Here is a 22965-nt window from a genome sequence, read left to right on the forward strand (position 1 = left end):
GACTGCGGGTCCGTCGTGGCTGGTCGCGCCCGCGCGGCGGAGCCGCACATTGACACAGCCCCGCGCCCCTTCGGGGCGCTGGTTGCTTTAGTTGGCTGCTTCGTATTGGCCCGTTTCTCGGAAGTAGCGCAGGGCTTCTGGGGTGCCGTCGTTCAGGGTCGCGTTGGCGGCGGCGCGGAGTGCGGGGGTGATGGTCGGGTCCGCCAGCAGGCGGGCCGTGTAGACGGCGTCGTCCTCGGCCTGGGCGAGCCGGTAGCCGGTTTCCAGCCAGGCGCGCATCTCGTCCGGGGTGCCGTCGTCAAGGAGTTCGTTGGCCTCGCGGATGACCCGTTTGTCGCCGTTCTGCGTCGCCACGAAGAGGATGCGGGCGATGGCGACCCGGTCGTCGTCGGGCTGGTCGAGCCGGGAGCCGGTCGCTTCGACGGTGGCGGTCGGGGCCGGCGAGCCGGTGGCGAAGGCCGGGGCGGTGAACAGCAGGGCCGGTGTCAGGGCGGTGGCCGCGACGAGCAGAACGGCACGCGTCGGTCTCATGGTGTGCGCCTCCGTGATCGAACGGTCGGTGAGCCCGATCTTCATCCGTGCGGTCCGCGGAGATCAAGGTCAAGTCAAGCCACACGACAGCGTCATAGAGGCCGCCCCCTGAATCACGTTCGGTTACCTGTACGCCGGGTTCGCCGTCCGCCCTCAAGATTCACAAGTGCACGAAAGTGCAGTGAGTGCCCCGGTTCCACGGTCTTCCGCCCCTACGCGGGCCGCCCGCCGGTGGTGCAGTGTGTAGCCGTCGGTGGTCAACACACCGATGCCGGGCCGAGAGCGTCGGCTCCTCGATGTGTTCGCGCGATCAGGGGTGCACCGGCCCGTACCGCGCCGCCGCAGCTCTCGAACGGCACCCCCATCACCTGCTGCTCCGTGCTTCGTCGCCAAGGGACCGGTCCGGAAAGGGACAACGATTCATATGGGAACGTCTGCTTCGTCTTTACGCGTCGACGTGGGCCTGCTCGAACTGGCCGCTGCGGAGGCGTTTCGCTATCTCGAAGACCTGTCTGAACGCCCGGTCTCCATCCGTGCCACCGACGCCGAACTCCGTAAGCTGCTGGGCGGGCCGCTGCCGCAACGGCCGAGCGACGGCAAGCTCGTCCTCGGCGACCTCGTCGCCGGGGTCGACGCCGGTCTGGTGCCCTCCGGCAGCGGCCGTTACTTCGGCTACGTCGTCGGCGGCACGCTGCCCGTGGCGATGGCCGCGGACTGGCTGACGGCCGCGTGGGACCAGAACTGCATCGTGCACGACGGCTCCCCGGCCACTGCCGTCGTCGAGGAGATCTGCGGCGAGTGGCTGGTGGACCTGTGCCGGTTGCGGCCCGGCACCTCCGTCGCCTTCACCCCCGCCTGCACCCACGCCGACCTGCTCGGCCTGACCGTCGCGCGGCACGCGGTGCTGGCCCGGGCCGGCTGGGACGTCGCCGAACGCGGCCTCGCCGGGGCTCCCCCGGTCACCGTCCTGATCAACGAGTCCATCCACGCCGCCGTGGTCCGCCCCCTGCAACTGCTGGGCCTGGGCGGCAGCATCCGCACGCTGCCGGTGGACAGTGAGGGGCGGATCCGTGAGGACGCCCTGGACGAGGCCATCGCGGCGGCCACCGGCCGGCCACTGATCGTCTGCGGCCATATCGGCGAAATCAACACCGGCGGCGCGGACCGGCTGCGTGTCCTTGCCGACAAGACACACGCCGCCGGCGGCTGGCTGCACCTGGACGCCGCCTTCGGCATGTGGGCCGCGGCCTCACCCAGGCTGCGGCACACCCTCGCCGACGGCATCGAGCTGGCCGACTCCATCGGCACCGACGCCCACAAGGCCCTCAACGTCCCGTACGACTGCGGCATCGCCTTCATCGCCGACAAGCAGGCCCACCAGGCCGCCTTCCCGCTCTCCGCCGACTACCTCCACCTCGACCCCAGCCAGCGCCATCCCGTGCAATGGGGCATCGAAGTCTCACGGCGCGCCCGGGTCTTCCCCCTCTGGGCTGCTTTGCGCACCCTGGGCAAGGACGGCGTCGCCGAGCTGATCGACCGGCTGTGCGGCCACGCCCGCCGCTTCGCGGACCTGCTCGCGAAGGAGCCGGGCATCAAGATCGTCAACGATGTCGCCTACAACCAGGTCCTCGCCGTCTTCGAGCACCCGCATGAGCACCCCGACACCCACACCCGCCAGGTCGCCGCGGTGCTCCAGCAGCAGGGCGAAGCCTGGGCCGCGGTGAGCCGCTGGCAGGACCGGGTCGTACTGCGGATCTCGGTGGCCAACTGGGCCACCACCGACGAAGACGTCCAACGCGCCGCCGCCGCGCTGACGGCGGCCCACCGCGAGCTCCTGCCGTAGGAAGGGACCACAGCCATGACCCAGCACACGCAGGACGTCGGAACAGCCGATATCAGCAGCGCCGCGCGGACCCTCGCCGAGGGCTTCGCAGACGACCCGCTGCTGCAGTGGATCTTCCCCGACCCGGGCACTCATCTCGACTACAGCGTCCGCTACTTCACCCATCAGGCCACCGCCGCCGCCAAGCACGGGCAACTGCTCGCCGACCTCGACCACGTAGGCGCGGCCGTCTGGCTCCCCTCGGATCAGTGGCAGCGGCTGGAGGCCGATGCCGCGCACGAAGCCGCTCTGCGCGCGGCCTGTGGTCCGCACGCGGCACGAGCCGTCACCTACGACCACGCCACGGCCCACCGGCACCCCGTCGACCGGCCGCACTGGTACCTCGGCTACATCGGCGTCCGCCCCGCACACCGCTCGCACGGCGTCGGCAGCGCACTGCTCCGCCACGTTGTGAACGTATGCGACGCGGAAGGGCTGGGCGCCTACCTCGAAGCCAGCAGCCGGCGCAGCGCGCGGCTCTACGGGCGACACGGCTTCGAACTGATGGGGCCCGGGATCCAGTTGCCCGACGGCGGCCCCGAGATGCTGCCCATGTGGCGCAACCCGGCCCCACGCCGGTAAGGAAACCCCCCAAGGCACCGCAAAGGCAGGTCGCCCCGAAGGGAAGGTGCCGCGCCCCGCACCATGGGTCTTGTGTCTGGGTGCGGGGCGACGCGACCGTGGCCTGGTGCCCAACAGCCCGGGGCCTCCCGTTCCGGGGCCTGCCGGCACGGCCCTACCCGGGGGACGGCAGGGTGCGCTTCGCGGCGGAGGCGATGTGGTGGCGTGTCACCTTGGCGATCTCGTCCCAGAACGGTTTGGCGGTGAGGTAGGTGCCGAGCGCGGCGAGGACGCCGAGGGAGACGTCGACGCTGAGGCGCCCTTGCTTGGCCCAGTAGACGTCCTGAAGGTCGAGCAGCAAGGCGAACTCATCGGTGATCAGGGCGGTGCCGGCGCCGTAGGCGGCGGCGACCGCGGGGTGGCCGACGGCCCGTTCGTCACCGCGTACCGCGATCAGCCCGATGCCGGCCAGCGTGGCGATGCCGAGGTTGTAGTGGTGCAGGTGCTCGCCGCCCGCGGAGATGTTGCCCCAGGGCAGCCAGCCGCCCCGGATGCCGTGCGTGATCAGCCGTACCGTGCCCCATGTCGTACCGAAGGACGCCCACGTGACGATGAGCGACCGTTTGGTCGGCGTGAGATTGCGTTCCGCGGCCTCGCGCCACCGCTCGACCAGCCGCGGCCTGCCGGCCGCCCGTCGTTCGGTGCGTATGTCGTCCATCGGCCACCTCGCACACGCATGCGGTTGTGGTTCACCCACCATGAGACACCCCGTTCGCCCGCACCGGCGAGCCGGGCCCGCCGAACGGGTGACGGGCGTCGGCGGCGCCGTGCGGGGACGTGTGTCGGCTGCGGAGGGCGCGGCCGGCTGGGCCGCCTTCTGCGCCGCCCGCCCCCGCAGCTGCCGTGGGGCCGGCGGTTCGTGGCCGTCGGCCCCACCCGCCGAATCGGCGGGAAACCCGCTCTGACCTGCTGCTACAGCACCGGCAGGTTCTTGCGGAGTTCGAACGCCGTGACCTCCGAGCGGTACTCGTGCCACTCGGCACGCTTGTTGCGCAGGAAGAAGTCGAAGACATGTTCGCCGAGGGTTTCGGCGACCAGGTCGCTGCGCTCCATCAGGGTCAGGGCCTCGCCGAGGTTCTGCGGCAGCGGCTCGATGCCCATGGCGCGCCGCTCCGCGTCGGACAGGGCCCAGACGTCGTCCTCGGCGCCGGGCGGCAGCTCGTAGCCCTCCTCGATGCCCTTGAGGCCGGCGGCCAGCAGCACGGCGTAGGCCAGGTAGGGGTTCGCGCCCGAGTCGAGGGAGCGGACCTCCACGCGCGCGGAGCCCGTCTTGCCCGGCTTGTACATCGGCACCCGGACCAGGGCGGAGCGGTTGTTGTGGCCCCAGCAGATGTACGAGGGCGCCTCGCCGCCGGCGCCCGCCGTGCGCTCGGAGCCGCCCCAGATGCGCTTGTAGGAGTTGACCCACTGGTTGGTGACGGCCGAGATCTCCGCCGCGTGCCGGAGCAGTCCGGCGATGAAGGAGCGGCCGACCTTGGAGAGCTGGTACTCGGCGCCGGACTCGTAGAACGCGTTCCGGTCGCCCTCGAAGAGCGAGAGGTGGGTGTGCATGCCGGAGCCGGGGTGCTCGCTGAACGGCTTCGGCATGAAGGTCGCCTGCACCCCCTGTTCCAGCGCGACCTGCTTCATGACCAGCCGGAACGTCATGACGTTGTCGGCCGTGGAGAGCGCGTCGGCGTAGCGCAGGTCGATCTCCTGCTGGCCGGGGGCGCCCTCGTGGTGGGAGAACTCGACGGAGATGCCCATCGACTCCAGCATGGTGATCGCCTGGCGGCGGAAATCCATGCCGATGTTGGTCGGGGTGTGGTCGAAGTAGCCGGAGTTGTCGGCGGGGGTGGGGCGGGAGCCGTCGAGCGGGCGGTCCTTCAGCAGGAAGAACTCGATCTCCGGGTGGGTGTAGAAGGTGAAGCCCAGGTCGGAGGTGCGGGCCAGGGCGCGCTTGAGCACATAGCGGGGGTCGGCGAAGGACGGGGAGCCGTCCGGCATGAGGATGTCGCAGAACATGCGGGCCGTGCCGGGGGTCTCGGCGCGCCAGGGCAGGACCTGGAAGGTGGCCGGGTCGGGCTTGGCGATCATGTCGGACTCGTAGACCCGGGCGAAGCCCTCGATGGCGGAGCCGTCGAAGCCGATGCCCTCGTCGAATGCCTGTTCCAGCTCGGCGGGGGCCACGGCGACGGACTTGAGGAAGCCCAGCACGTCCGTGAACCACAGGCGTACGAACCGGATGTCGCGCTCCTCCAAGGTCCGGAGCACGAACTCCTGCTGCTTGTCCATCTTCCGCTTCCCCATCCTTGCTGGTCAGGCCGCCTTTCCCCGGTGCCACCGGAGGCGGTCGGGCACCTGAGCATCCCACCACAACACCATTTCATGCGCGTTGCGGACCTTGATCGCCCGGCCGACCTCGCACGGAACGCGCAGGGTCCGGCAGGTGTACTGCTCTGCCGCCCATCTTGCCTGCCCGGACCACCATCCGTAATGGCCGATCCCGATCGTTCCCGCCCGTTTTGATGCGCGTCGCCGAGGCGGCACATCCCCGCGCTTCACTTCACTCCCGTCACCCCGATTCCTGCGCCCTCCCTACGAAACGCGGCCCCCCGCCCATTACGATCAGCGAGCGCCACCCCGCACCGCACCCCCGCACCACGCCTCCGCCCCTTTCCCCCAGAAGGACACGCCTCATGGCTTCCGCGAAGAACAACAGCAGCGCGGCCCGCAAGGCCCGCATAGCGGAGATGCAGCGGGCCGAGCGGGCCCGCGAGCGCCGCAACCGGCTGCTCACCATCGCCGCGAGCGTGGTGGTCGTCGCCGGTCTGGTCGTCGGCGGTGTCGTCCTCGTGAACACGCGGTCCGACTCCACGGACAGCGCGGCGGACGACTCCAAGGGCGCCGGCGACTCGGGGCACTTCGTGACCGGCGACGACGGCGTGCGCACCTGGAAGGGCGACCTGGCGCGCAACCACGTCCAGACGAGCGTGACGTACCCGATGCGGCCGCCGGTCGGCGGCGACCACAACCCGGTGTGGCTGAACTGCAACGGCGACGTCTACACCGCGCCGGTGAAGAACGAGAACGCGGTGCACTCGCTGGAGCACGGCGCGGTCTGGGTGACGTACACCGCGGCGGCGAAGAAGACGGACGTGGACGCGCTCGCGGCCAAGGTGAAGCAGACCCCGTACTCGCTGATGAGCCCGTACGAGGACCAGGCGGCCCCGCTGATGCTGTCGGCCTGGGGCCACCAGGTGACCGTGAAGAGCGCGGACGACCCGGCGGTGAACACGTTCTTCTCGACGTATGTGCAGGGCAAGCAGACGCCCGAACCGGGTGCCTCGTGCACCGGCGGGACGACGAAGTGAGGGCGGTGCGGTGAAGCGGCACATCGGCTGGGTCGCCGGGGCCGCGGCCGCCGCGCTGGTCGCGGCCGGCGCGATCACCTACGCGGTCGCCGAGGACGGGGGCTCGGGCGCGGCGGCGCCGGGCGCCGAGTCGGCGGACGCCGGGTTCGCCCGGGACATGGCGGTCCACCATCAGCAGGCCGTCGAGATGTCGTACATCGTGCGCGACCGCACGGACGACGCGGAGGTCAGGCGGCTCGCCTACGACATCGCGCAGACGCAGGCCAACCAGCGGGGCATGCTGCTCGGCTGGCTGGACCTGTGGGGGCTGCCGAAGGTGTCGGCGGAGCCGCCGATGACCTGGATGGGCATGGGCGGCATGCCCGCGGGCAAGGACGGCGCGCTGATGCCGGGCATGGCGACCAACGCCGAGCTGAAGAAGCTGGGCACGCTGTCGGGCGAGCGTGCGGAGGTCTTCTACCTCCAGCTGATGACGGACCATCACCAGGGCGGTGTGCACATGGCCGAGGGGTGCGTCGCCCGGTGCACGGTCGGGGTGGAGAAGCGGCTCGCGCAGGGCATGGTCGAGGCGCAGCAGTCCGAGATCGCGCTGATGGCCGACATGCTCAAGAAGCGGGGAGCGGCGCCCCGTTCCTGACCTCCGGGCGGGCAAACACCCCAATTCGCCCCAGGTGACGGTTCCTTGAGCTTCTCTTGACCCCCGCGTTCCCCTGGCATGAACGGTTCATCCGTAAGAGTGACCCCCATCGTGTGATCCACTCGCGGGCCCTGACCGCCGCGGGCCCCGGTGCGGATCGGCGACGACCGCGACCACTACGTGCATGCGAACCGCATCGCAGGGGGTTCTATGAGATCCAACCGCGCCACGGCGCGCGCCGGTGTGAGCATGGCGGCGACACTGCCGATGCTCGCCGGCGCACTGGCGCTCGGCATACCCGCGGCGCACGCCGCGGACGGCCCGGGCCGGGACACACTCGCGGGCACCAGACCCGCGTGGGCCACCGCCGAGGCGGACCGGGGCGCCACCCCGGACGGCGCCCGGGTCACGGCCCGGGTGTATCTGGCCGGCCGGGACGCGTCCGGCCTCGCCGCGTACGCGAGGGCGGTCTCCGACCCGTCCTCGCCGCTGTACGGCAGATATCTGAGCGCCGCGCAGGCCCAGGCGCGCTTCGGCGCGACCAGGGCCCAGGTGCGGGCCGTGACGTCCTGGCTGTCCTCGGCCGGTCTGAAGGTCACCGGGGTCACCCGGCGCTATGTCGCCGTCTCCGGTGACGCGGCGGCGGCCGAGCGGGCCTTCGGCACCCGGCTGCACGACTTCGCCAAGGGCTCGAAGACCTACCGGGCGCCCGCCCGCACCGCCTCCGTGCCGCGGGGCCTTGGCGGCGCCGTGCTGACCGTCACGGGCCTGGACAACGCGCCGCACAAGGCCCACCACCAGGACCAACTGCCGCCGCCGGACGCCGTGTTCAAGAACGCCGGGCCGTTCTCCTCGTACTACGGCTCGAACACCGCGACGACCCTGCCGAGCGCGTACGGCCAGAAGATCCCGTACGCCGTCAAGGGCTACACCGGCAAGCAGCTGCGGGCCGCCTACGGCGCCGGCCGGTACACCGGCAAGGGCGTCCGCGTCGCCATCACCGACGCCTACGCCTCGCCGACCATCGCCTCGGACGCCGCCGCCTACGCGCGCAAGAACGGCGACCCGGCCTGGAAGTCCGGCGGGCTGCGCCAGGTGCTGCCCAAGAACTACACGAAGACCGAGGAGTGCGGGGCGGCCGGGTGGTACGGCGAGGAGACCCTGGACGTGGAGGCCGTGCACGCCCTCGCGCCGGACGCCTCCGTCACCTACGTGGGCGCCTCGTCCTGCTACGACGACGATCTGCTCGACTCGCTCGGCAAGATCGTCGACAGCCATCTGGCCGACATCGTCTCCAACTCCTGGGGCGACATCGAGGCCAACGAGACACCGGACGTCCAGGCCGCCTACGACCAGGTCTTCCAGCTCGGCGCGGTCCAGGGCATCGGCTTCTACTTCTCCTCCGGCGACAACGGCGACGAGGTCGCGAACACCGGCACCAAGCAGGTCGACACCCCCGCCAACTCGGCCTGGGTGACCGCGGTCGGCGGCACCTCGCTGGCCGTCGGCAAGGGCGAGACGTACCTGTGGGAGACCGGCTGGGGCACCGAGAAGGCGAACCTGTCCGCGGACGGCGGCAGCTGGACCGACTTCCCCGGCGCGTTCACCTCCGGCGCGGGCGGCGGCACCAGCCGGACCGTGCCCGAGCCGTTCTACCAGCGGGGTGTCGTCCCGCGCTCGCTCGCCAGGGCGAACAGCGCGGCCGGCAACCGGGTCGTCCCCGACATCGCGGCCGTCGCCGACCCGAACACCGGCTTCCTCGTCGGGCAGACCCAGACCTTCCCTGACGGGTCCGCGCGCTACAGCGAGTACCGCATCGGCGGCACCTCGCTGGCCGCGCCGGTGATCGCGGCCGTGCAGGCGCTGGCCCAGGAGGCGCGCGGCGGCAAGGCGATCGGCTTCGCCAACCCGGTGATCTACGCCAAGTACGGCTCCAAGGCGTACCACGACGTCACGGACGACCCGACGGGCTCCGGCCTCGCGGTCGCCCGCGTCGACTTCGCCAACGGCTACGACGCCGCCGACGGCCTGCTCACCTCGGTCCGCAGCCTCGGCAAGGACAGCTCGCTCAAGGCCGTGAAGGGCTACGACGACGTGACCGGCGTGGGCACGCCCGCCGGCGGCTACGTCCAGTCGTACCGCCGTCGCTGATCCCGCGGCGCCGGACGGGGGTGGCGTGGGGTGCACCACACTCCGCGCCACCCCTATCGCGTCGCAGTGACGATTACACTGGGCGCGTGCCTCAACTTCGTCTCGCCCTCAACCAGATCGACTCGCGCGTCGGCGACCTCGCCGGAAACACCGAGACGATCCTCCGCTGGACCCGGCACTCCGCCGAGCGGGGAGCGCATCTCGTCGCGTTCCCGGAGATGGCGCTGACCGGGTACCCCGTCGAGGACCTGGCCCTCAGATCGTCCTTCGTGGAGGCGTCCCGCGCCGCGCTGCGCTCGCTCGCCGCCCGGCTCGCGGAGGAGGGCTTCGGGGAGCTGCCGGTGGTCGTCGGCTATCTGGACCGCAGCGAGACCGCCCAGCCCCGGTACGGCCAGCCGGCCGGCGCCCCGCAGAACGCGGCGGCGGTGCTGCACCGCGGCACGGTCGCCCTGGCCTTCGCCAAGCACCACCTGCCGAACTACGGCGTCTTCGACGAGTTCCGCTACTTCGTGCCCGGCGACACCATGCCGGTGGTGCGGGTGCACGGCGTCGACGTCGCCCTGGCCATCTGCGAGGACCTGTGGCAGGACGGCGGCCGGGTGCCCGCAGCGCGCTCGGCGGGCGCAGGCCTGCTGCTGTCCGTCAACGCCTCCCCGTACGAGCGCAACAAGGACGACACCCGGCTCGAACTGGTCCGCAAGCGCGCCCAGGAGGCGGGCTGCACGACCGCCTACCTCGCCATGATGGGCGGCCAGGACGAGCTGGTCTTCGACGGCGACTCGATCGTCGTCGACGCCGACGGCGAGGTGATCGCGCGGGCGCCGCAGTTCGCCGAGGACTGTGTGGTGCTGGACCTGGACCTGCCCGCGGCCTCGGCGCAGCCGCCCACCGGAGTGGTGGACGACGGGCTGCGCATCGACCGGGTGATCCTCTCCGAGGACCCGCTGCCCGCCTACCCGCCGGAGTGGACCGGCGGCTACGCGGACCGGCTGGACGACGACGAGGAGGTCTACTCGGCGCTGGTGACCGGCCTGCGCGCCTATGTGCGCAAGAACGGCTTCCGGTCCGTGCTGATCGGGCTGTCCGGCGGCATCGACTCGGCGCTGGTCGCGGCGATCGCCTGCGACGCGGTGGGCGCGGAGCATGTGTACGGCGTGTCCATGCCGTCGAAGTACTCCTCGGAGCACTCCAAGGACGACGCGGCCGAGCTGGCCCGGCGCACCGGCCTCACCTTCCGGACCGTCCCGATCGCCCCCATGTTCGACGCGTACATGGCGTCGACGGAGCTGACCGGGCTGGCCGAGGAGAACCTCCAGTCGCGGCTGCGCGGCACGCTGCTGATGGCGATCTCCAACCAGGAGGGCCACATCGTCCTCGCCCCCGGCAACAAGTCGGAGCTGGCGGTGGGCTATTCGACGCTGTACGGCGACTCGGTGGGCGCGTACGGGCCCATCAAGGACGTGTACAAGACGTCGGTCTTCCGGCTGGCCGAGTGGCGCAACCGGGCGGCGGCCGAGCGCGGCCAGACCCCGCCGATCCCGGAGAACTCCCTCACCAAGCCGCCGAGCGCCGAGCTGCGCCCCGGCCAGGTCGACACCGACTCGCTGCCGGACTACCCGGTCCTGGACGCGATCCTCGACCTGTACGTCGACCACGACAAGGGCGCGGACACGATCGTCGCCGCCGGCTTCGACCCGGCCCTGGTCACCAGGACGCTGCGGATGGTGGACACGGCGGAGTACAAGCGCCGCCAGTACCCCCCGGGCACAAAGATCTCCCCCAAGGGCTTCGGCAAGGACCGCCGCCTCCCCATCACCAACGCCTGGCGAGAGTAGCGCCGCGCCGGCCAAGCAGCGGGAAGGGCTGAGCCGGAGTTTCGGCCCGTCCTTCGGGTACGGCGTCGTTGTGGCCAGGTGTGCAGTTCCCCGGCGTCCCGAAAGGGCCGCGAGGAACTGCGCGCCCAGCCACAACAAACCCGCACCCAACCCACAACGGGCAGCCCCCAAAGGGGCGCGGGGAACTGCGCGCTCAACCACAACACACCCGCACCCAACCCACAACGGGCAGCCCCCGAAGGGGCGCGGGGAACTGCGCGACCAGCCACAACGCACCCGCAGCCAACCCACAACGGGCAGCCCCGAAAGGGGCGCGGGGAACTGCGCGCCCAGCCACAACACACCCGCAGCCAACCCACAACGGGCAGCCCCCAAAGGGGCGCGGGGAACTGCGCGACCAGCCACAACGCACCCGCACTCACCGTCCGCGCCGAGCCACAACACCCCCGCTGCAGCCCCCCGCGCCAGAAGAGAAACCCCGCGGCCGAATCAGGACCGCACCGTCTCCTGCCGCTCAGGCACATGCGCCACAACCAGCCGCTGCCGAGCCGCCGGCAGGCCAAGGGCACGACGGTCCACCGCATAGGCCACCCCCGCCACCCCAAGCCCCAGCACCGCAAGCGCCGCCCCGCCCACCGCAGGGGACGTCACGCCGAACCCCGCGGCCAGGGCGAGGCCACCGACCCACGCTCCCCCGGCGTTCGCCAGGTTGAAGGCGGCCTGGTTGGCGGAGGACGCCAGGGAGGGCGCCGACGCGGCCTTCTCCATGACCATGAGCTGCAACGGCGAGCCCGTGACGAACGCGGCCGTGCCGAGCAGCGTCACCGCGAGCGCCGCGCTCCATTCGGCCCGCATCAGCACCGGGAACAGGGCCAGGACCAGCGCCAGCGAGGCGAGTCCGCCGAACAGGGTGCCGCGCATGGCGTGGTCGGCCAGCCGGCCGCCGAGCAGGTTGCCCGCCGTCGCGCCCACGCCGAACAGCGCGAGCAGCAGCGTCACCCCGGACTCGGCGAACCCGGCGGAGTCCGTGAGCATCGGCGTGACGTAGCTGTAGGCGGCGAACAGCGCGCCGAAGCCCGCCACGGTCGTACCGAGGGCCAGCCACACCGGCACCGAGCGCAGGGCGGCCAGTTCGCCGCGCAGCCCGGTGGCGGGGCCGTGGGTGTGGTCGTGCGGGATCAGCAGGGCGAGGGAGGCGATCGCCGCAAGGCCGATGACGCTCACTCCGAGGAAGGTGGCCCGCCAGCCGAAGTGCTGGCCGGCCAGGGTCGCCGCGGGGACGCCCGCGACGTTGGCGACGGTCAGGCCGAGGAACATCAGGGAGACCGAGCGGGCCCGGCGCTCGGGGGCGGCCATGGTCGTCGCGACGACGGCGCCGACGCCGAAGAACGCGCCGTGCGGCAGGCCGCTGAGGAACCGGGCGGCCAGCAGGGACTCGTGGCCGGGGGCGAGGGCGGACAGCGCGTTGCCCACCACGAACAGGGCCATGAGGCCGATGAGGACGGTGCGGCGGGACATCCGGGAGGTGACCGCGGCGAGCAGCGGCGCGCCGATGACGACGCCCAGCGCGTAGGCGGAGACCAGATGCCCGGCGGTCGGCAGGGAGACGTGCAGGTCGTCCGCGACGTCGGGCAGCAGGCCCATCATCACGAACTCGGTGGTGCCGATGCCGAAGGCGCCCACGGCGAGGGCGAGCAGGGCCAGGGGCATGAAGGAGCCTGTGCCTTTCGGGGAAGGGGACGGAGCAGCTTATGTTCAGCTTCGGAACAAAGCGTCTCAGGCTCAGTATTCCTGCGGGTTACGTAGACGTGTCCACCTTCACACGGGCCGCCACCGGAAGGTGGTCGCTGCCCGTCCTCGGCAGCGTCCACGAACTCTCCGGCTCGACCCCCTTCACCATGATCTGGTCGATCCGGGCCATCGGGAACGACGCCGGCCAGCTGAACCCGAACCCGCGGCCCGCCGCGCCCTGGGTGGAGCGCAGCTGGGAGGTGACGGCGTTGAGCGAGCGGTCGTTCATCGTGCCGTTCAGGTCGCCGAGCAGCACGACCCGTTGCAGCGTCTCGTCGGCGATCGCCTCGCCCAGCGCGTCGGCGCTCTTGTCGCGCTGACGGGCGGTGAATCCGGACGCCACCTTCACCCGTACCGAGGGCAGATGGGCGACGTACACCGCGACCCGGCCGTCGGGCGCGGCGACCGTGGCGCGCATGGCGCGCTGCCAGCCCAGCCGGATGTCGACGGACCGGACCGCGGTCATCGGGTACTTGCTCCACAGCCCGACGGTGCCGACGACCGCGTGGTGCTTGTACGTCGACGCCAGCGCCTTCTCGTACACCGGGACGGCCGACGCCTTCAGTTCCTCAAGCGCCAGCACGTCCGCGCCGGATGCGGCCACCTCGCGGGCGGTGCCGGACGGGTCCGGGTTGTCGGCGTTGACGTTGTGCGTCGCGACCACCAGGTCGCCCCCGTCGGCCGTGCGGTCGGTGAGCAGTCCGCCGAAGACGTTCAGCCACACCACGGACGGCAGGATCACCAGGATCAGCGCGGTCGCGGACCGGCGGACGACGCCGAGGACCAGCAGGACCGGGATGAGCAGGCCCAGCCAGGGCAGGAAGGTCTCGGTGAGGCTGCCGAGGTTGCCCACGGTGTTGGGGATGTGCGAGTGCAGCAGCATCACCAGGGCGAGGAGCAGGGCGAGCGCGGCGAGCACGAGGCCGCGGCGCCAGATGCCCGGGTCGCGCCAGACGTCGCGCAGGCGGAGCGCCAGGCGCCGGAGCCGGGAGCCCCGCGGCTCGGGTCCCGTGCCGCCGTCGTCCGTCTCCGTGATGTACGCCTGCTGCGTCATACCGTCGCCTCACAACCTGCCGTGCACACCGTCGTCCCCCTGGGTCACGACCCTAGGGGATGATCGGCTCCCTGCCCGCCGTCCCATGACGGCCGTACGGAAGTCGAGGACGAACAGGCGGGCGCCCGGAGTTCCTGACACGGAGGAGGTGGGGGTGGACTGTGACGAAACGCGCACATTCGGGCTATGCGCCGGGCGTGCTGACGGGTCGTAGGCCGGCCAGCGCGGTGTCGACGATCTGTTCCGAGAGACCGTCGGGGAGTTCCATGTCGGCGCGCATCACGGAGCGTACGAGCATCGGGCCGACGAACATGTCGTTGGCCAGTTCGAGGTCGACGTCCGGCCGGAGTTCGCCGTTGCGCTGCCCGCGGCGCAGGATCTCCAGGCCCTGCCTGCGCCGGGGCGCTATCACGCTGGTGTGGTAGGCGGCCCAGATCTTGGGGCTGCTCTTCATCTGCGCGTGCACGTTGTGCAGGATGGCCGAGGTGCGGCTGGCCAGGCCGCGCAGCCGCAGCGCTTCGAGCAGCACGACCAGGTCGTCGCGCATGGAGGTGCCGGGGAGTTCGGGGTCGGGGGGCTCGGCGGCGCGCATCACGTCGACGAACAGTTCCTCCTTGCCGCTCCAGCGGCGGTAGATGGTGGCCTTGCCGACGCCGGCCGTGCGGGCGATCCGCTCGATGGACAGCTCGGCCAGGGGCACGCCGTCCTCCAGGAGCTTCATCACGCCTTCCAGGATGGCGCGTTCCACGGCTTCGCTGCGCGGGCGGCCCCGGGCGGGACCGTACGGCTGCGGGCGACTGTCGGCAAGGCTCACGTCACTCCGTCCCTTCGCTGTGCTGCGGGAATTGTCCCGCAGGGGCCTCCTTCCCCCGTACTGGCTCTCCGGACGCGTGCGCGGACCGCTCAGTCCGCGGCGGCGACCAGTTCCGCTTCCCGCTCGCCCTCCTGGGCGGCCGGCGGCCGGCCCGGCAGGAACAGCGCCACCACCAGCGCGCCGAGCAGCGCGACACCGGTCCCGCACAGCGCGGTCACGTGCATGGCGTGCAGGAACGCGTCGTTGGCCGGGTCGACCAGTGCCTTGCCCTGCGGGCCGAGCTTGGCGGCGACGCCGAGGGTGGCCTCGATGGACTCGGCCGCGGTGTCCCGCAGTCCGGCCGGCACCGCGCCGAGCTTGCCCTCGATGCCGTTGCGGTACGCGGCGGACAGGACCGAGCCGAGTACGGCGATGCCGAGGGCGCCGCCGACCTGGCGGAAGGTGTTGCTCAGCGCGGACGCGGAGCCGGCCTTCTCGCGCGGCAGGGCCTGCATGATGACCACGGAGGTCGGCGTCATGATGTGCGCCATGCCGGTGCCCATCAGGAAGAAGACCAGTTCCAGCAGCCAGATGGGGGTGTCCGCCTCGAAGGTGGCGAAGACCGCCAGGGTCGGGGCGATCAGGAGCAGTCCGGCCGTGGTGGTGGCCCGGTTGCCGAACCGGTCGACGACCAGCCGGGCGCGCGGCGCGAAGATCATCTGCGCGGCGGCCAGCGGCAGCATGAGCACGCCGGACTCCAGCGGCGAGTAGCCGCGCACGCTCTGGGTGTAGAAGACGCCGAAGAACGTCACGCCCATCAGCGCGAAGAAGACCAGCGCGATGGCGCTCATGGCGGCCGAGAAGACCTTGTTCTTGAAGTAGGTGACGTCGAGGGACGGGTGGTCGCTGCGCTTCTCGAAGAGCACGAAGGCGACGAGCACGACGAGTCCGGCGGCGATGGTGGCGAGCACGGTCGGGTCGGTGAAGTCGGCGAGTTCGCCGCCCTTGATGATGCCGTAGACGAGCAGGACCAGGCCGACGACGGAGAGGACGACGCCGACGGGGTCGACGCGGCCGGGCCTGGGGTCGCGCGAGTCGGGCACGAGCCAGATCATCAGGGCCACCGCGAGGATCACGATCGGCACGTTGACGAGGAAGACGGAGCCCCACCAGAAGTGGTCGAGGAGCGCGCCGCCGGTGATCGGGCCGATGGCGATGGCGAGTCCGACGCCGCCCGCCCAGATGCCGATGGCCTTGGGCTGTTCCTCGCGCTCGAAGACGTTCATGAGCACGGCCAGGGTGGCGGGCATGACGAAGGCGGCGCCGAGCGCCATCAGGGCGCGGTAGGCGATGAGTTGGCCCGGGGAGCCGGACTCGGCGGCCAGGGCCGAGCCGATGCCGAACACGACGAGCCCGCCGAGCAGGACCTTCTTGCGGCCGAGCCGGTCACCGACGAGGCCCGCGGTGAACAGCAGGCCGGCGAAGACGAGGGTGTAGGAGTTGATGGCCCACTCGATCTCGCTCTGGGTGGCGCCGAGCCCGGTGGGCGCGGGCATGGAGATCGTCTTGACCGCGACGTTCAGGATCGAGTTGTCCAGCACCACGATCAGCAGGCTCAGCATGAGGACGCCGAGGATGGCCCAACGGCGCCGGTGCACCTCTTCGGGTATCCGGGAGGCGGCTGCAGCGGGAGTTGTCATGGCAACGAGCCTAGGACCATTCCGATACGGAACCGTCTCGTATCTTATTTCTTTGCCCAGACCTTACCCGTGGAGCCGGTCGCCGGACGCCGGGCACCCCGATGCCGAGCGGATCACACGGAGGTCCCCTGGCCGTCCCTGGCACGAGGTGCCACCATGGAGGGGATCCGGAGACGCCGTCAGGGCGCTTCGAGATGACCTGAAGGAGCCGTTGCAATGACGCAGCTTTCGGCTGCCCAGACCAAGCCCTCCGACGGCAGCAAGGCGCTGTACGGGGGCAAGGGCACGCGCCGCATCACCGTCCGCGACATCGCCCTCGCCAAGGAGCGGGGCGAGAAGTGGCCCATGCTCACGGCCTACGACGCCATGACGGCGTCCGTCTTCGACGAGGCCGGCATCCCGGTGATGCTGGTCGGCGACTCGGCGGGCAACTGCCACCTCGGGTACGAGACGACCGTGCCCGTCACCCTCGACGAGATGACCATGCTGTCGGCCGCGGTCGTACGCGGCACCCGGCGCGCCCTGATCGTGGGCGACCTGCCCTTCGGCTCCTACCAGGAGGGCCCGGTGCAGGCGCTGCGCTCGGCGACCCGGCTGGTCAAGGAGGCCGGTGTCGGCGCCGTCAAGCTGGAGGGCGGCGAACGCTCGCACGAACAGATCCGGCTGCTGGTGGAGTCCGGCATCCCGGTCATGGCGCACATCGGTCTGACCCCGCAGTCCGTGCACTCCATGGGCTACCGGGTGCAGGGGCGCGGTGAGGAGGCGGCCCAGCAGTTGCTGCGCGACGCGAAGGCGGTGCAGGACGCGGGCGCGTTCGCGGTGGTGCTGGAGCTGGTGCCGGCCGAGCTGGCGGCCGAGGTGACCCGGGTGCTGCACATCCCGACCGTCGGCATCGGCGCGGGGCCCGAGACGGACGCGCAGGTGCTGGTGTGGACCGACATGCTCGGGCTGACCGGTGGGCGGGTCCCGAAGTTCGTGAAACAGTACGCGGATCTGCGTGCGGTGATGGGTGACGCGGCGAAGGCTTTCGCCGAGGATGTCATCGGCGGCGCATTCCCTCAGGAGGAGCACTCGGTTCATTAGGCGTGGGTCCGCTTCGGCCCCCTTCGGGGCGCTGACCTCAGACCATTTCGGAAACACCCAGGACGGCCCGCCGATCTTCCCCCGTCGGCGGGCCGTCCCCCTTCTTTTCTTTGCGCCTGAACCGGCGCCGCTCTCGCGGATGTGGTGGCTCGCCGTCGGGGTCGCTCAATGAGTGGTTCCGCGATCGGAGGGCGGGTCGGTGGTTGCGGTTTCGTCAGAGGCCGTGCGCGGGGCTGTCGGTGGGCTGTAGGTGGATTGTCGGTGGGCGATGGCAGTGTCTTCGGCATGACACGAACCGACAACAAGCCCAGCGGGCGTGGGGACGCCGTGACCGTGCGGGGGCTGGTCAAGCACTACGGCGAGACCAAGGCGCTGGACGGCGTGGACCTGGACGTGCGCGAGGGCACCGTGATGGGGGTGCTCGGTCCGAACGGGGCCGGCAAGACCACCCTCGTACGCATCCTGTCCACCCTGCTGGCACCGGACGCCGGCCAGGCGACCGTCGCCGGCTACGACGTCGTACGCCAGCCCCGCCAGTTGCGCCGGGTGATCGGCCTGACCGGGCAGTACGCCTCCGTGGACGAGAAGCTGCCCGGCTGGGAGAACCTGTACATGATCGGGCGGCTGCTCGACCTGCCCCGCAAGGAGGCCCGCGCCCGCGCCGACGAACTGCTGGAGCGGTTCTCGCTGACGGATGCCGCCAAGCGGCCCGCGGCCACCTACTCGGGCGGCATGCGGCGCCGGCTCGACCTGGCCGCCTCCATGATCGGCCGGCCCGAGGTGCTGTACCTGGACGAGCCGACGACCGGTCTCGACCCGCGGACCCGCAACGAGGTGTGGGACGAGGTCAAGGCCATGGTCGGGGACGGGGTCACCGTCCTGCTGACCACCCAGTACATGGAGGAGGCCGAACAGCTCGCCTCCGAGCTGACCGTCGTGGACCGCGGGAGGGTCATCGCGAACGGCGGCATCGAGGAGCTGAAGGCGAAAGTCGGCGGCCGCACGCTGCGGATCCGGCCCGCCGACCCGCTGGAGCTGCGCCCGCTCGCCGGGATGCTGGACGAACTGGGCATCACCGGGCTCGCCGCGACGACCGTGGACAGCGAGGCCGGCAGCCTGCTGGTGCCGATCCTCAGCGACGAGCAGCTGACCGCGGTGGTCGGCGCGGTCGCCGCGCGCGGCATCACCGTCTCCTCGATCACCACCGAACTGCCCAGCCTGGACGAGGTGTTCCTGTCGCTGACCGGCCACCGTGCCAGTGCCCCGCAGGACCCCGCGCCCGCCGACACCCGCCAGGAGGTCGCCGTATGACCACCGCCACCGCCACCGCTTCCGACGCCCGTATCCCGCTGCGCGGCCATCTGCGGCACACCGGCGCCCTGATCCGCCGCAATCTGCTGTGGATCCGGCAGGACCCGGAGTCGATGTTCGACGCCCTGCTGATGCCGATCGTCTTCACGCTGCTGTTCGTGTACGTCTTCGGCGGCTCGATCGGGCAGGCCCTCGGCGGCGGCCAGGACGGATACGTGCAGTATGTGATCCCCGGCATGATCGCGATGATGAGCATGACGCTGTCCCAGGGCGTCGGCACCGGCTTCAGCCAGGACTTCAACTCCGGTGTCATGGACCGCTTCCGGTCGCTGCCCATCGGGCGCGGCTCGGTGCTGTTCGCGAAGATCTCGGTGGAGCTGGCGCGGATGCTGTTCGCGACCGCCGTGCTGATGGTCGTGGCCGTCCTGGTCGGTTTTCACATCGAGCACTGGGCCGGGCTGTTCGCGGCCGTGGGGCTGTCCGCGGCGTTCGCCTCGTCGATCATGTGGGTGTTCCTCACCCTGGGCGTGGTCCTGAAGAACGCGCAGTCCGTGCAGGCGATGGGCTTCCTGGTGCTGTTCCCGTTGCAGTTCGGCTCGTCCATCTTCGCGCCGACCCAGTCGATGCCGGGCTGGCTCCAGTCCTTCACCGACTACAACCCGCTGTCCACGCTGGCGGACGCGGCCCGCGGACTGATGGTGGGCGGCCCCGTCGCCCACGATCTGTGGATCACGCTGGCCTGGTCGGCGGCCATCACGGCGGTGATGGCACCGGTCGCGATCCACAAGTTCCGTACGAAGAGCTGACGTTGCGGGCTCCGGTGGGGCGCGGGTCAGATCAGGGCGATGGCCTCCGCGAGGGAGAGGCCACCGCCCTGCCGGTACGCGGCCTCGTAGGCCGCCTCGTCCAGCACCGCACGGATGCCGTCCAGGGCCCGCCCGCGCACCGCGCGCTCCATGCCGGCCGGGAAGTGACCGGCCGGCAGCAGCGCGTCGGCGGCGCCCAGGCAGCGGGCGGCGTCCGCGGCACGGCTGCCGCCGTCGATGCGGGCCAGGGACACCGCGGCGACGCTCAGATTGATGGACGGCAGTTGCGGGATGACCGCCTGGGCCAGCGGATCGGTGCACTGCCCGAGCGACGCACGGATCTTGCCCAGGGCCTCCTCGTGCCGGCCGTCGGCGGCGTCCACCCAGGCTTCCTGGCCCAGCAGCAGAGTGTCGAAGACGAGGAAGTGCGCGACCTTGAACCCCTCGCGCACCAGCCGGAGTTGTTCGCGCGCCTCGGTGGCCCGGCCGTCCGCGGCGAACCAGCCGGCGAGGAAGAGCCGGGCGGCGGGCATCGCCTCGTCGCCGCCGCCGTCCTTGCGGGCCAGCACCTCGCGCAGCAGCCGCTCGCCGCGTTCCGTCTCGCCCGCTTCGAGGAGCACGCCGCCGAGCCGGGCGGTGAGGATCGCCCTCTGGGCGCGGGCACCGAGCAGTTCGGCATGCTCGATGGCCGCCTCGAAGTCGGCCGCGGCGGCGCCGAAATCGCCCTTGCGCTCATGGGCCTCGCCGCGCGCGGACAGCGCCTCCGCGGCGCCCCAGGCGTCTCCGAGCCGCCGGTAGATCTCCAGGGCCTCGTCGGCGTCACGCACCGCGTCGCCCGCCCAGGCGGTGCGGTTGGCGAGCATGCCGGCGCGCAGCTGGAGGGTGCCGGCGAGGTTCCAGTCGTAGCCCGGGGTCTCCCGGCAGGTGCGCACACAGGCGTCCAGGATCGTGTACAGCCGCTCGATGTCGCCGGTCAGGACCACGGCGTAGAACCAGATCATCCCGGGGGCCTGGCAGGTCTGCGGCAGGCCGGGCGTGTAGGTGCGGGTGATGACGCGCAGCTTCGCCAGGGCCTCGGGGGACTGCAGGGCGTCCATCTCGCTGTCCAGGCAGGCCAGATGGGCGAGATGGACACCGCGCCGGGCCTCGGCGAGCAGTTCTCCGGTCAGCGGGGGCGGGGTGTCGGTGCAGCGCTGCCACACCGGCTGGGCCGGGCGGACGGGTTCGGCGAACGGGTCGGGGCCGAGGGCCATGACCTCGCTGCACCAGTGCCGGGTCTCGCCGCGCAGGTCGCGCATCTGCCAGTACCAGAGCAGGGACAGGACCAGGCTCAGGCCCTCCTGCTCGTCGCGGGCGGCGACCGCGTGGCGCAGGGCCGTGCGCAGGTTCTCGTACTCCAGCTCCAGCCGTTCGATGGCCGCGCGCTGGCCCGGGCCGCGCAGCAACGGATCGGTGGTGCGGGCGAGTTCGCGGTAGTACGTCAGATGGTCGCGTTCGGCACGGGCACGCTGTCCGGCCTGCTCCAGGCGTTCGCCGGCGTAGTCGGCGACGGTCTCCAGGAGCCGGTAGCGCATCGCGCCGTCGGGTGCCGGGGCCGCCACCACCAGGGACTTGTCGACCAGCGAGCCGAGCGCGTCGAGGGCGGTGGGGCCGCAGACGGCCTCGGCGGCGGCGAGGTCGCAGCCGCCCGCGAACACCGAAAGACGGCGCAGCACGTCCCGTTCGTCCTCGTCCAGCAGGTCCCAGGACCAGTCGACCACGGCCCGCAGGGTCTGCTGGCGGGGCCGCACGGTGCGGCTGCCGGAGGTCAGCAGCCGGAAGCGGTCGTCCAGCCGGTCCGCGATCTGCCGCGGTGTCATCAGACGCAGCCGGGCGGCGGCCAGTTCGATGGCGAGGGGCAGCCCGTCCAGGCGCCGGCATATCTCGGCGCAGGCCGCCGCGGTCTCCTCGTCGGCCTCGACGCGGAAGCCGGGCCGGGCCGCGGCGCCCCGGTCGGCGAGCAGCCGCAGCGCGGCCGGCTCGGACAGCGGCTGCACGGGGCGCACCAACTCGCCCGGCACGCCGAGGGGTTCGCGGCTGGTGGCCAGCACGGTCAGCTGGGGGCAGCGCTCCAGGAGCCGGGCCGCCAGCCGGGCCGCCGCGTCCACGACGTGCTCGCAGTTGTCGAGGACGATCAGCATGCGGCGCCTGCCGCAGTGTTCGACCAGCCGGCCGGCCGGGTCGTCATGGCGGTCGCCGACGGCCCGCATGCCCTCGGCGCCGGCGCCGTGCAGCACGGTCTCGCGGGCGCCGATCGCGGTGAGCACGGCCTCCGGTACGGCGGCCGGGTCGTCGACGGGCGCCAGTTCGGCCAGCCACACCCCGTCCGGGGCGGTGTGCCGCATGCTCTCGGCGGCCTCAAGCGACAGCCGGGTCTTGCCGGCCCCGCCGGGCCCGAGCAGGGTCACGAGCCGGGCCGTCGCGAGGTCGCCGCGGATCGCCTCGATGTCGCCCTCCCGCCCGACGAAGGAGGTGAGCCGGGCGGGCAGGTTCCCGGGGACCGGCGGGCCGCCGCCCCCGTCGGGCGCCGCGGCCCGTGGCCCGGCGCCGTCCGGGTGCCGTGCGCCGGGCGCGGCCCCGTCGCCCGCGGTGCCCTGCGGGGCGGGTCCGGTCGTGCGGCCGGTGTGTTCCGGGGGGCGCAGCAGTTCGGCGTGCAGGGCGCGCAGTTCGGGTCCGGGGTCCGAGCCGAGGCGGTCCGCGAGCAGCCGTCGTACGTCCTCGTAGGCGGCCAGTGCCTCGGCGCCGCGGCCCGCGTCGCGCAGCGCGCGCAGCCGCAGCGCCTGTAGGGGCTCGTCCAGGGGGTGGCCGTCGCACAGCGCGGTCAGCTCGGGCAGCGCCTGTTCGGCGTGGCCGAGTGCGAGGGCCGCGGTGTGCCGGGCGCGCAGCGCGTCCAGGCGCCGGGCGTCAAGCCGGGCCGCGTCGGCGGTGCGGTCGGGCAGGTCGGCGAGAGGCGGCCCCTGCCACAGGGCGAGGGCGTCGTCGAGGACTCCGGCCGCCTTGTGCGGGTCGCCGTCGGCGAGGGCGCGCAGGCCGTCGCCGGTCAGCCGTTCGAAGCGGTACAGGTCGATGTCGTCGGCCGTGGCGGCCAGCCGGTAGCCGCCCTCGCCGGAGGCGATGGCCTCGGCGCCCAGTGCCCGCCGCAGCCGGCCCACCAGCGCCTGCAACGCCGCGGTGGCGTCGGCGGGCGGCTGAGCGCCCCACACCTCGTCGACCAGCAGGCCCACCGGCACGGTGCGGCCCGGCCGCAGCGCCAGCACCGTCAGCAGGGCACGCAGCCGCGCCCCGCCGACCGGGACGGGGGCGCCGTCGGCGCGGAGCGCCTGAGTGGTGCCGAGAATGCGATAGCGCACGGGGTCCATTGTCCCCGCAGACGCCGAT

Annotated in this window: 17 protein-coding genes; 9 read left to right on the forward strand and 8 right to left on the reverse strand. The window is 72.0% G+C overall.

Annotated features, from left to right (window positions below; translation table 11 throughout):
* Positions 1-87: 87 nt before the first annotated feature.
* Positions 88-531, reverse strand: a complete 444-nt coding sequence (locus tag AC27LF_RS23035) for an ALF repeat-containing protein (RefSeq protein ID WP_479658114.1) — start codon at positions 529-531, stop codon at positions 88-90.
* A 424-nt stretch (positions 532-955) separates the two neighbouring features.
* Between AC27LF_RS23035 and AC27LF_RS23040 the strand changes: the two genes are divergently transcribed.
* Both AC27LF_RS23040 and AC27LF_RS23045 read left to right on the forward strand, forming a co-directional pair.
* A complete protein-coding gene (locus AC27LF_RS23040; protein WP_479658113.1) occupies positions 956-2374 on the forward strand; it encodes a pyridoxal phosphate-dependent decarboxylase family protein in 1419 nt (472 codons plus the stop codon).
* Positions 2375-2389: 15 nt separating this feature from the next.
* Positions 2390-2995 carry a GNAT family N-acetyltransferase gene (locus AC27LF_RS23045; protein WP_479658112.1) on the forward strand — a complete coding sequence of 202 codons (606 nt, stop codon included), beginning with the start codon at positions 2390-2392 and terminating at the stop codon, positions 2993-2995.
* 154 nt (positions 2996-3149) lie between these two features.
* On the opposite strand, the gene AC27LF_RS23050 is transcribed toward AC27LF_RS23045, so the two are convergent.
* Both AC27LF_RS23050 and glnA read right to left on the reverse strand, forming a co-directional pair.
* Positions 3150-3692 carry a hypothetical protein gene (locus tag AC27LF_RS23050; protein ID WP_479658111.1) on the reverse strand — a complete coding sequence of 181 codons (543 nt, stop codon included), beginning with the start codon at positions 3690-3692 and terminating at the stop codon, positions 3150-3152.
* Between the two features lie 254 nt (positions 3693-3946).
* Complete coding sequence (gene glnA, locus AC27LF_RS23055) at positions 3947-5308, reverse strand: type I glutamate--ammonia ligase (RefSeq protein ID WP_388715054.1); 1362 nt, start codon at positions 5306-5308, stop codon at positions 3947-3949.
* Positions 5309-5712: 404 nt separating this feature from the next.
* Between glnA and AC27LF_RS23060 the strand changes: the two genes are divergently transcribed.
* The 4 genes from AC27LF_RS23060 (at position 5713) to AC27LF_RS23075 (ending at position 11010) form a co-directional block, all read left to right on the forward strand.
* Positions 5713-6387 carry a thioredoxin-like domain-containing protein gene (locus AC27LF_RS23060; protein ID WP_479658110.1) on the forward strand — a complete coding sequence of 225 codons (675 nt, stop codon included), beginning with the start codon at positions 5713-5715 and terminating at the stop codon, positions 6385-6387.
* Between the two features lie 10 nt (positions 6388-6397).
* Entirely contained in the window at positions 6398-7024 is a 627-nt protein-coding gene (locus tag AC27LF_RS23065; RefSeq protein WP_479658109.1) for a DUF305 domain-containing protein, read from the forward strand.
* A 210-nt stretch (positions 7025-7234) separates the two neighbouring features.
* On the forward strand, positions 7235-9175 hold the full coding sequence (locus AC27LF_RS23070) for a S53 family peptidase (RefSeq protein WP_479658108.1): 1941 nt from the start codon (positions 7235-7237) through the stop codon (positions 9173-9175).
* Between the two features lie 86 nt (positions 9176-9261).
* Positions 9262-11010 carry an NAD+ synthase gene (locus AC27LF_RS23075; RefSeq protein WP_479658107.1) on the forward strand — a complete coding sequence of 583 codons (1749 nt, stop codon included), beginning with the start codon at positions 9262-9264 and terminating at the stop codon, positions 11008-11010.
* A 489-nt stretch (positions 11011-11499) separates the two neighbouring features.
* Here the strand turns inward: AC27LF_RS23075 and AC27LF_RS23080 are convergent, their stop codons facing one another.
* The 4 genes from AC27LF_RS23080 to AC27LF_RS23095 form a co-directional block, all read right to left on the reverse strand.
* Positions 11500-12720 (reverse strand): MFS transporter, encoded by a 1221-nt coding sequence (locus tag AC27LF_RS23080; RefSeq protein WP_479658106.1) that lies wholly within the window; start codon positions 12718-12720, stop codon positions 11500-11502.
* Positions 12721-12808: 88 nt separating this feature from the next.
* Entirely contained in the window at positions 12809-13855 is a 1047-nt protein-coding gene (locus AC27LF_RS23085; protein ID WP_479658105.1) for an endonuclease/exonuclease/phosphatase family protein, read from the reverse strand.
* A 184-nt stretch (positions 13856-14039) separates the two neighbouring features.
* Entirely contained in the window at positions 14040-14669 is a 630-nt protein-coding gene (locus AC27LF_RS23090) for a TetR/AcrR family transcriptional regulator (RefSeq protein ID WP_479658104.1), read from the reverse strand.
* Between the two features lie 89 nt (positions 14670-14758).
* Positions 14759-16348, reverse strand: coding sequence for an MFS transporter (locus AC27LF_RS23095; protein ID WP_479658103.1), 1590 nt, complete (start codon positions 16346-16348; stop codon positions 14759-14761).
* Between the two features lie 216 nt (positions 16349-16564).
* Between AC27LF_RS23095 and panB the strand changes: the two genes are divergently transcribed.
* From panB to AC27LF_RS23110, 3 genes are all read left to right on the forward strand, one after another.
* Entirely contained in the window at positions 16565-17431 is an 867-nt protein-coding gene (gene panB / locus AC27LF_RS23100) for a 3-methyl-2-oxobutanoate hydroxymethyltransferase (RefSeq protein WP_479658102.1), read from the forward strand.
* A 285-nt stretch (positions 17432-17716) separates the two neighbouring features.
* Positions 17717-18742, forward strand: coding sequence for an ATP-binding cassette domain-containing protein (locus AC27LF_RS23105; RefSeq protein ID WP_479658101.1), 1026 nt, complete (start codon positions 17717-17719; stop codon positions 18740-18742).
* A complete protein-coding gene (locus AC27LF_RS23110; RefSeq protein WP_479658100.1) occupies positions 18739-19548 on the forward strand; it encodes an ABC transporter permease in 810 nt (269 codons plus the stop codon). The genes AC27LF_RS23105 and AC27LF_RS23110 overlap by 4 nt, the downstream gene beginning before the upstream one ends.
* Before the next feature lie 26 nt (positions 19549-19574).
* Here AC27LF_RS23110 and AC27LF_RS23115 read toward each other — a convergent pair whose 3' ends face one another.
* Complete coding sequence (locus AC27LF_RS23115; RefSeq protein ID WP_479658099.1) at positions 19575-22946, reverse strand: AfsR/SARP family transcriptional regulator; 3372 nt, start codon at positions 22944-22946, stop codon at positions 19575-19577.
* Between the last annotated feature and the right edge of the window lie 19 nt (positions 22947-22965).

It is taken from the genome of Streptomyces diversicolor, from assembly GCF_057537855.1.

Coding starts and splice junctions, on each gene's coding strand:
- AC27LF_RS23035 (WP_479658114.1), bottom strand. CDS start 531: ATGAGACCGACGCGTGCCGTTCTGCTCGTCGCGGCCACCGCCCTGACA.
- AC27LF_RS23040 (WP_479658113.1), top strand. CDS start 956: ATGGGAACGTCTGCTTCGTCTTTACGCGTCGACGTGGGCCTGCTCGAA.
- AC27LF_RS23045 (WP_479658112.1), top strand. CDS start 2,390: ATGACCCAGCACACGCAGGACGTCGGAACAGCCGATATCAGCAGCGCC.
- AC27LF_RS23050 (WP_479658111.1), bottom strand. CDS start 3,692: ATGGACGACATACGCACCGAACGACGGGCGGCCGGCAGGCCGCGGCTG.
- glnA (WP_388715054.1), bottom strand. CDS start 5,308: ATGGACAAGCAGCAGGAGTTCGTGCTCCGGACCTTGGAGGAGCGCGAC.
- AC27LF_RS23060 (WP_479658110.1), top strand. CDS start 5,713: ATGGCTTCCGCGAAGAACAACAGCAGCGCGGCCCGCAAGGCCCGCATA.
- AC27LF_RS23070 (WP_479658108.1), top strand. CDS start 7,235: ATGAGATCCAACCGCGCCACGGCGCGCGCCGGTGTGAGCATGGCGGCG.
- AC27LF_RS23080 (WP_479658106.1), bottom strand. CDS start 12,720: ATGCCCCTGGCCCTGCTCGCCCTCGCCGTGGGCGCCTTCGGCATCGGC.
- AC27LF_RS23085 (WP_479658105.1), bottom strand. CDS start 13,855: ATGACGCAGCAGGCGTACATCACGGAGACGGACGACGGCGGCACGGGA.
- AC27LF_RS23095 (WP_479658103.1), bottom strand. CDS start 16,348: ATGACAACTCCCGCTGCAGCCGCCTCCCGGATACCCGAAGAGGTGCAC.
- panB (WP_479658102.1), top strand. CDS start 16,565: ATGACGCAGCTTTCGGCTGCCCAGACCAAGCCCTCCGACGGCAGCAAG.
- AC27LF_RS23105 (WP_479658101.1), top strand. CDS start 17,717: ATGACACGAACCGACAACAAGCCCAGCGGGCGTGGGGACGCCGTGACC.
- AC27LF_RS23110 (WP_479658100.1), top strand. CDS start 18,739: ATGACCACCGCCACCGCCACCGCTTCCGACGCCCGTATCCCGCTGCGC.
- AC27LF_RS23115 (WP_479658099.1), bottom strand. CDS start 22,946: ATGGACCCCGTGCGCTATCGCATTCTCGGCACCACTCAGGCGCTCCGC.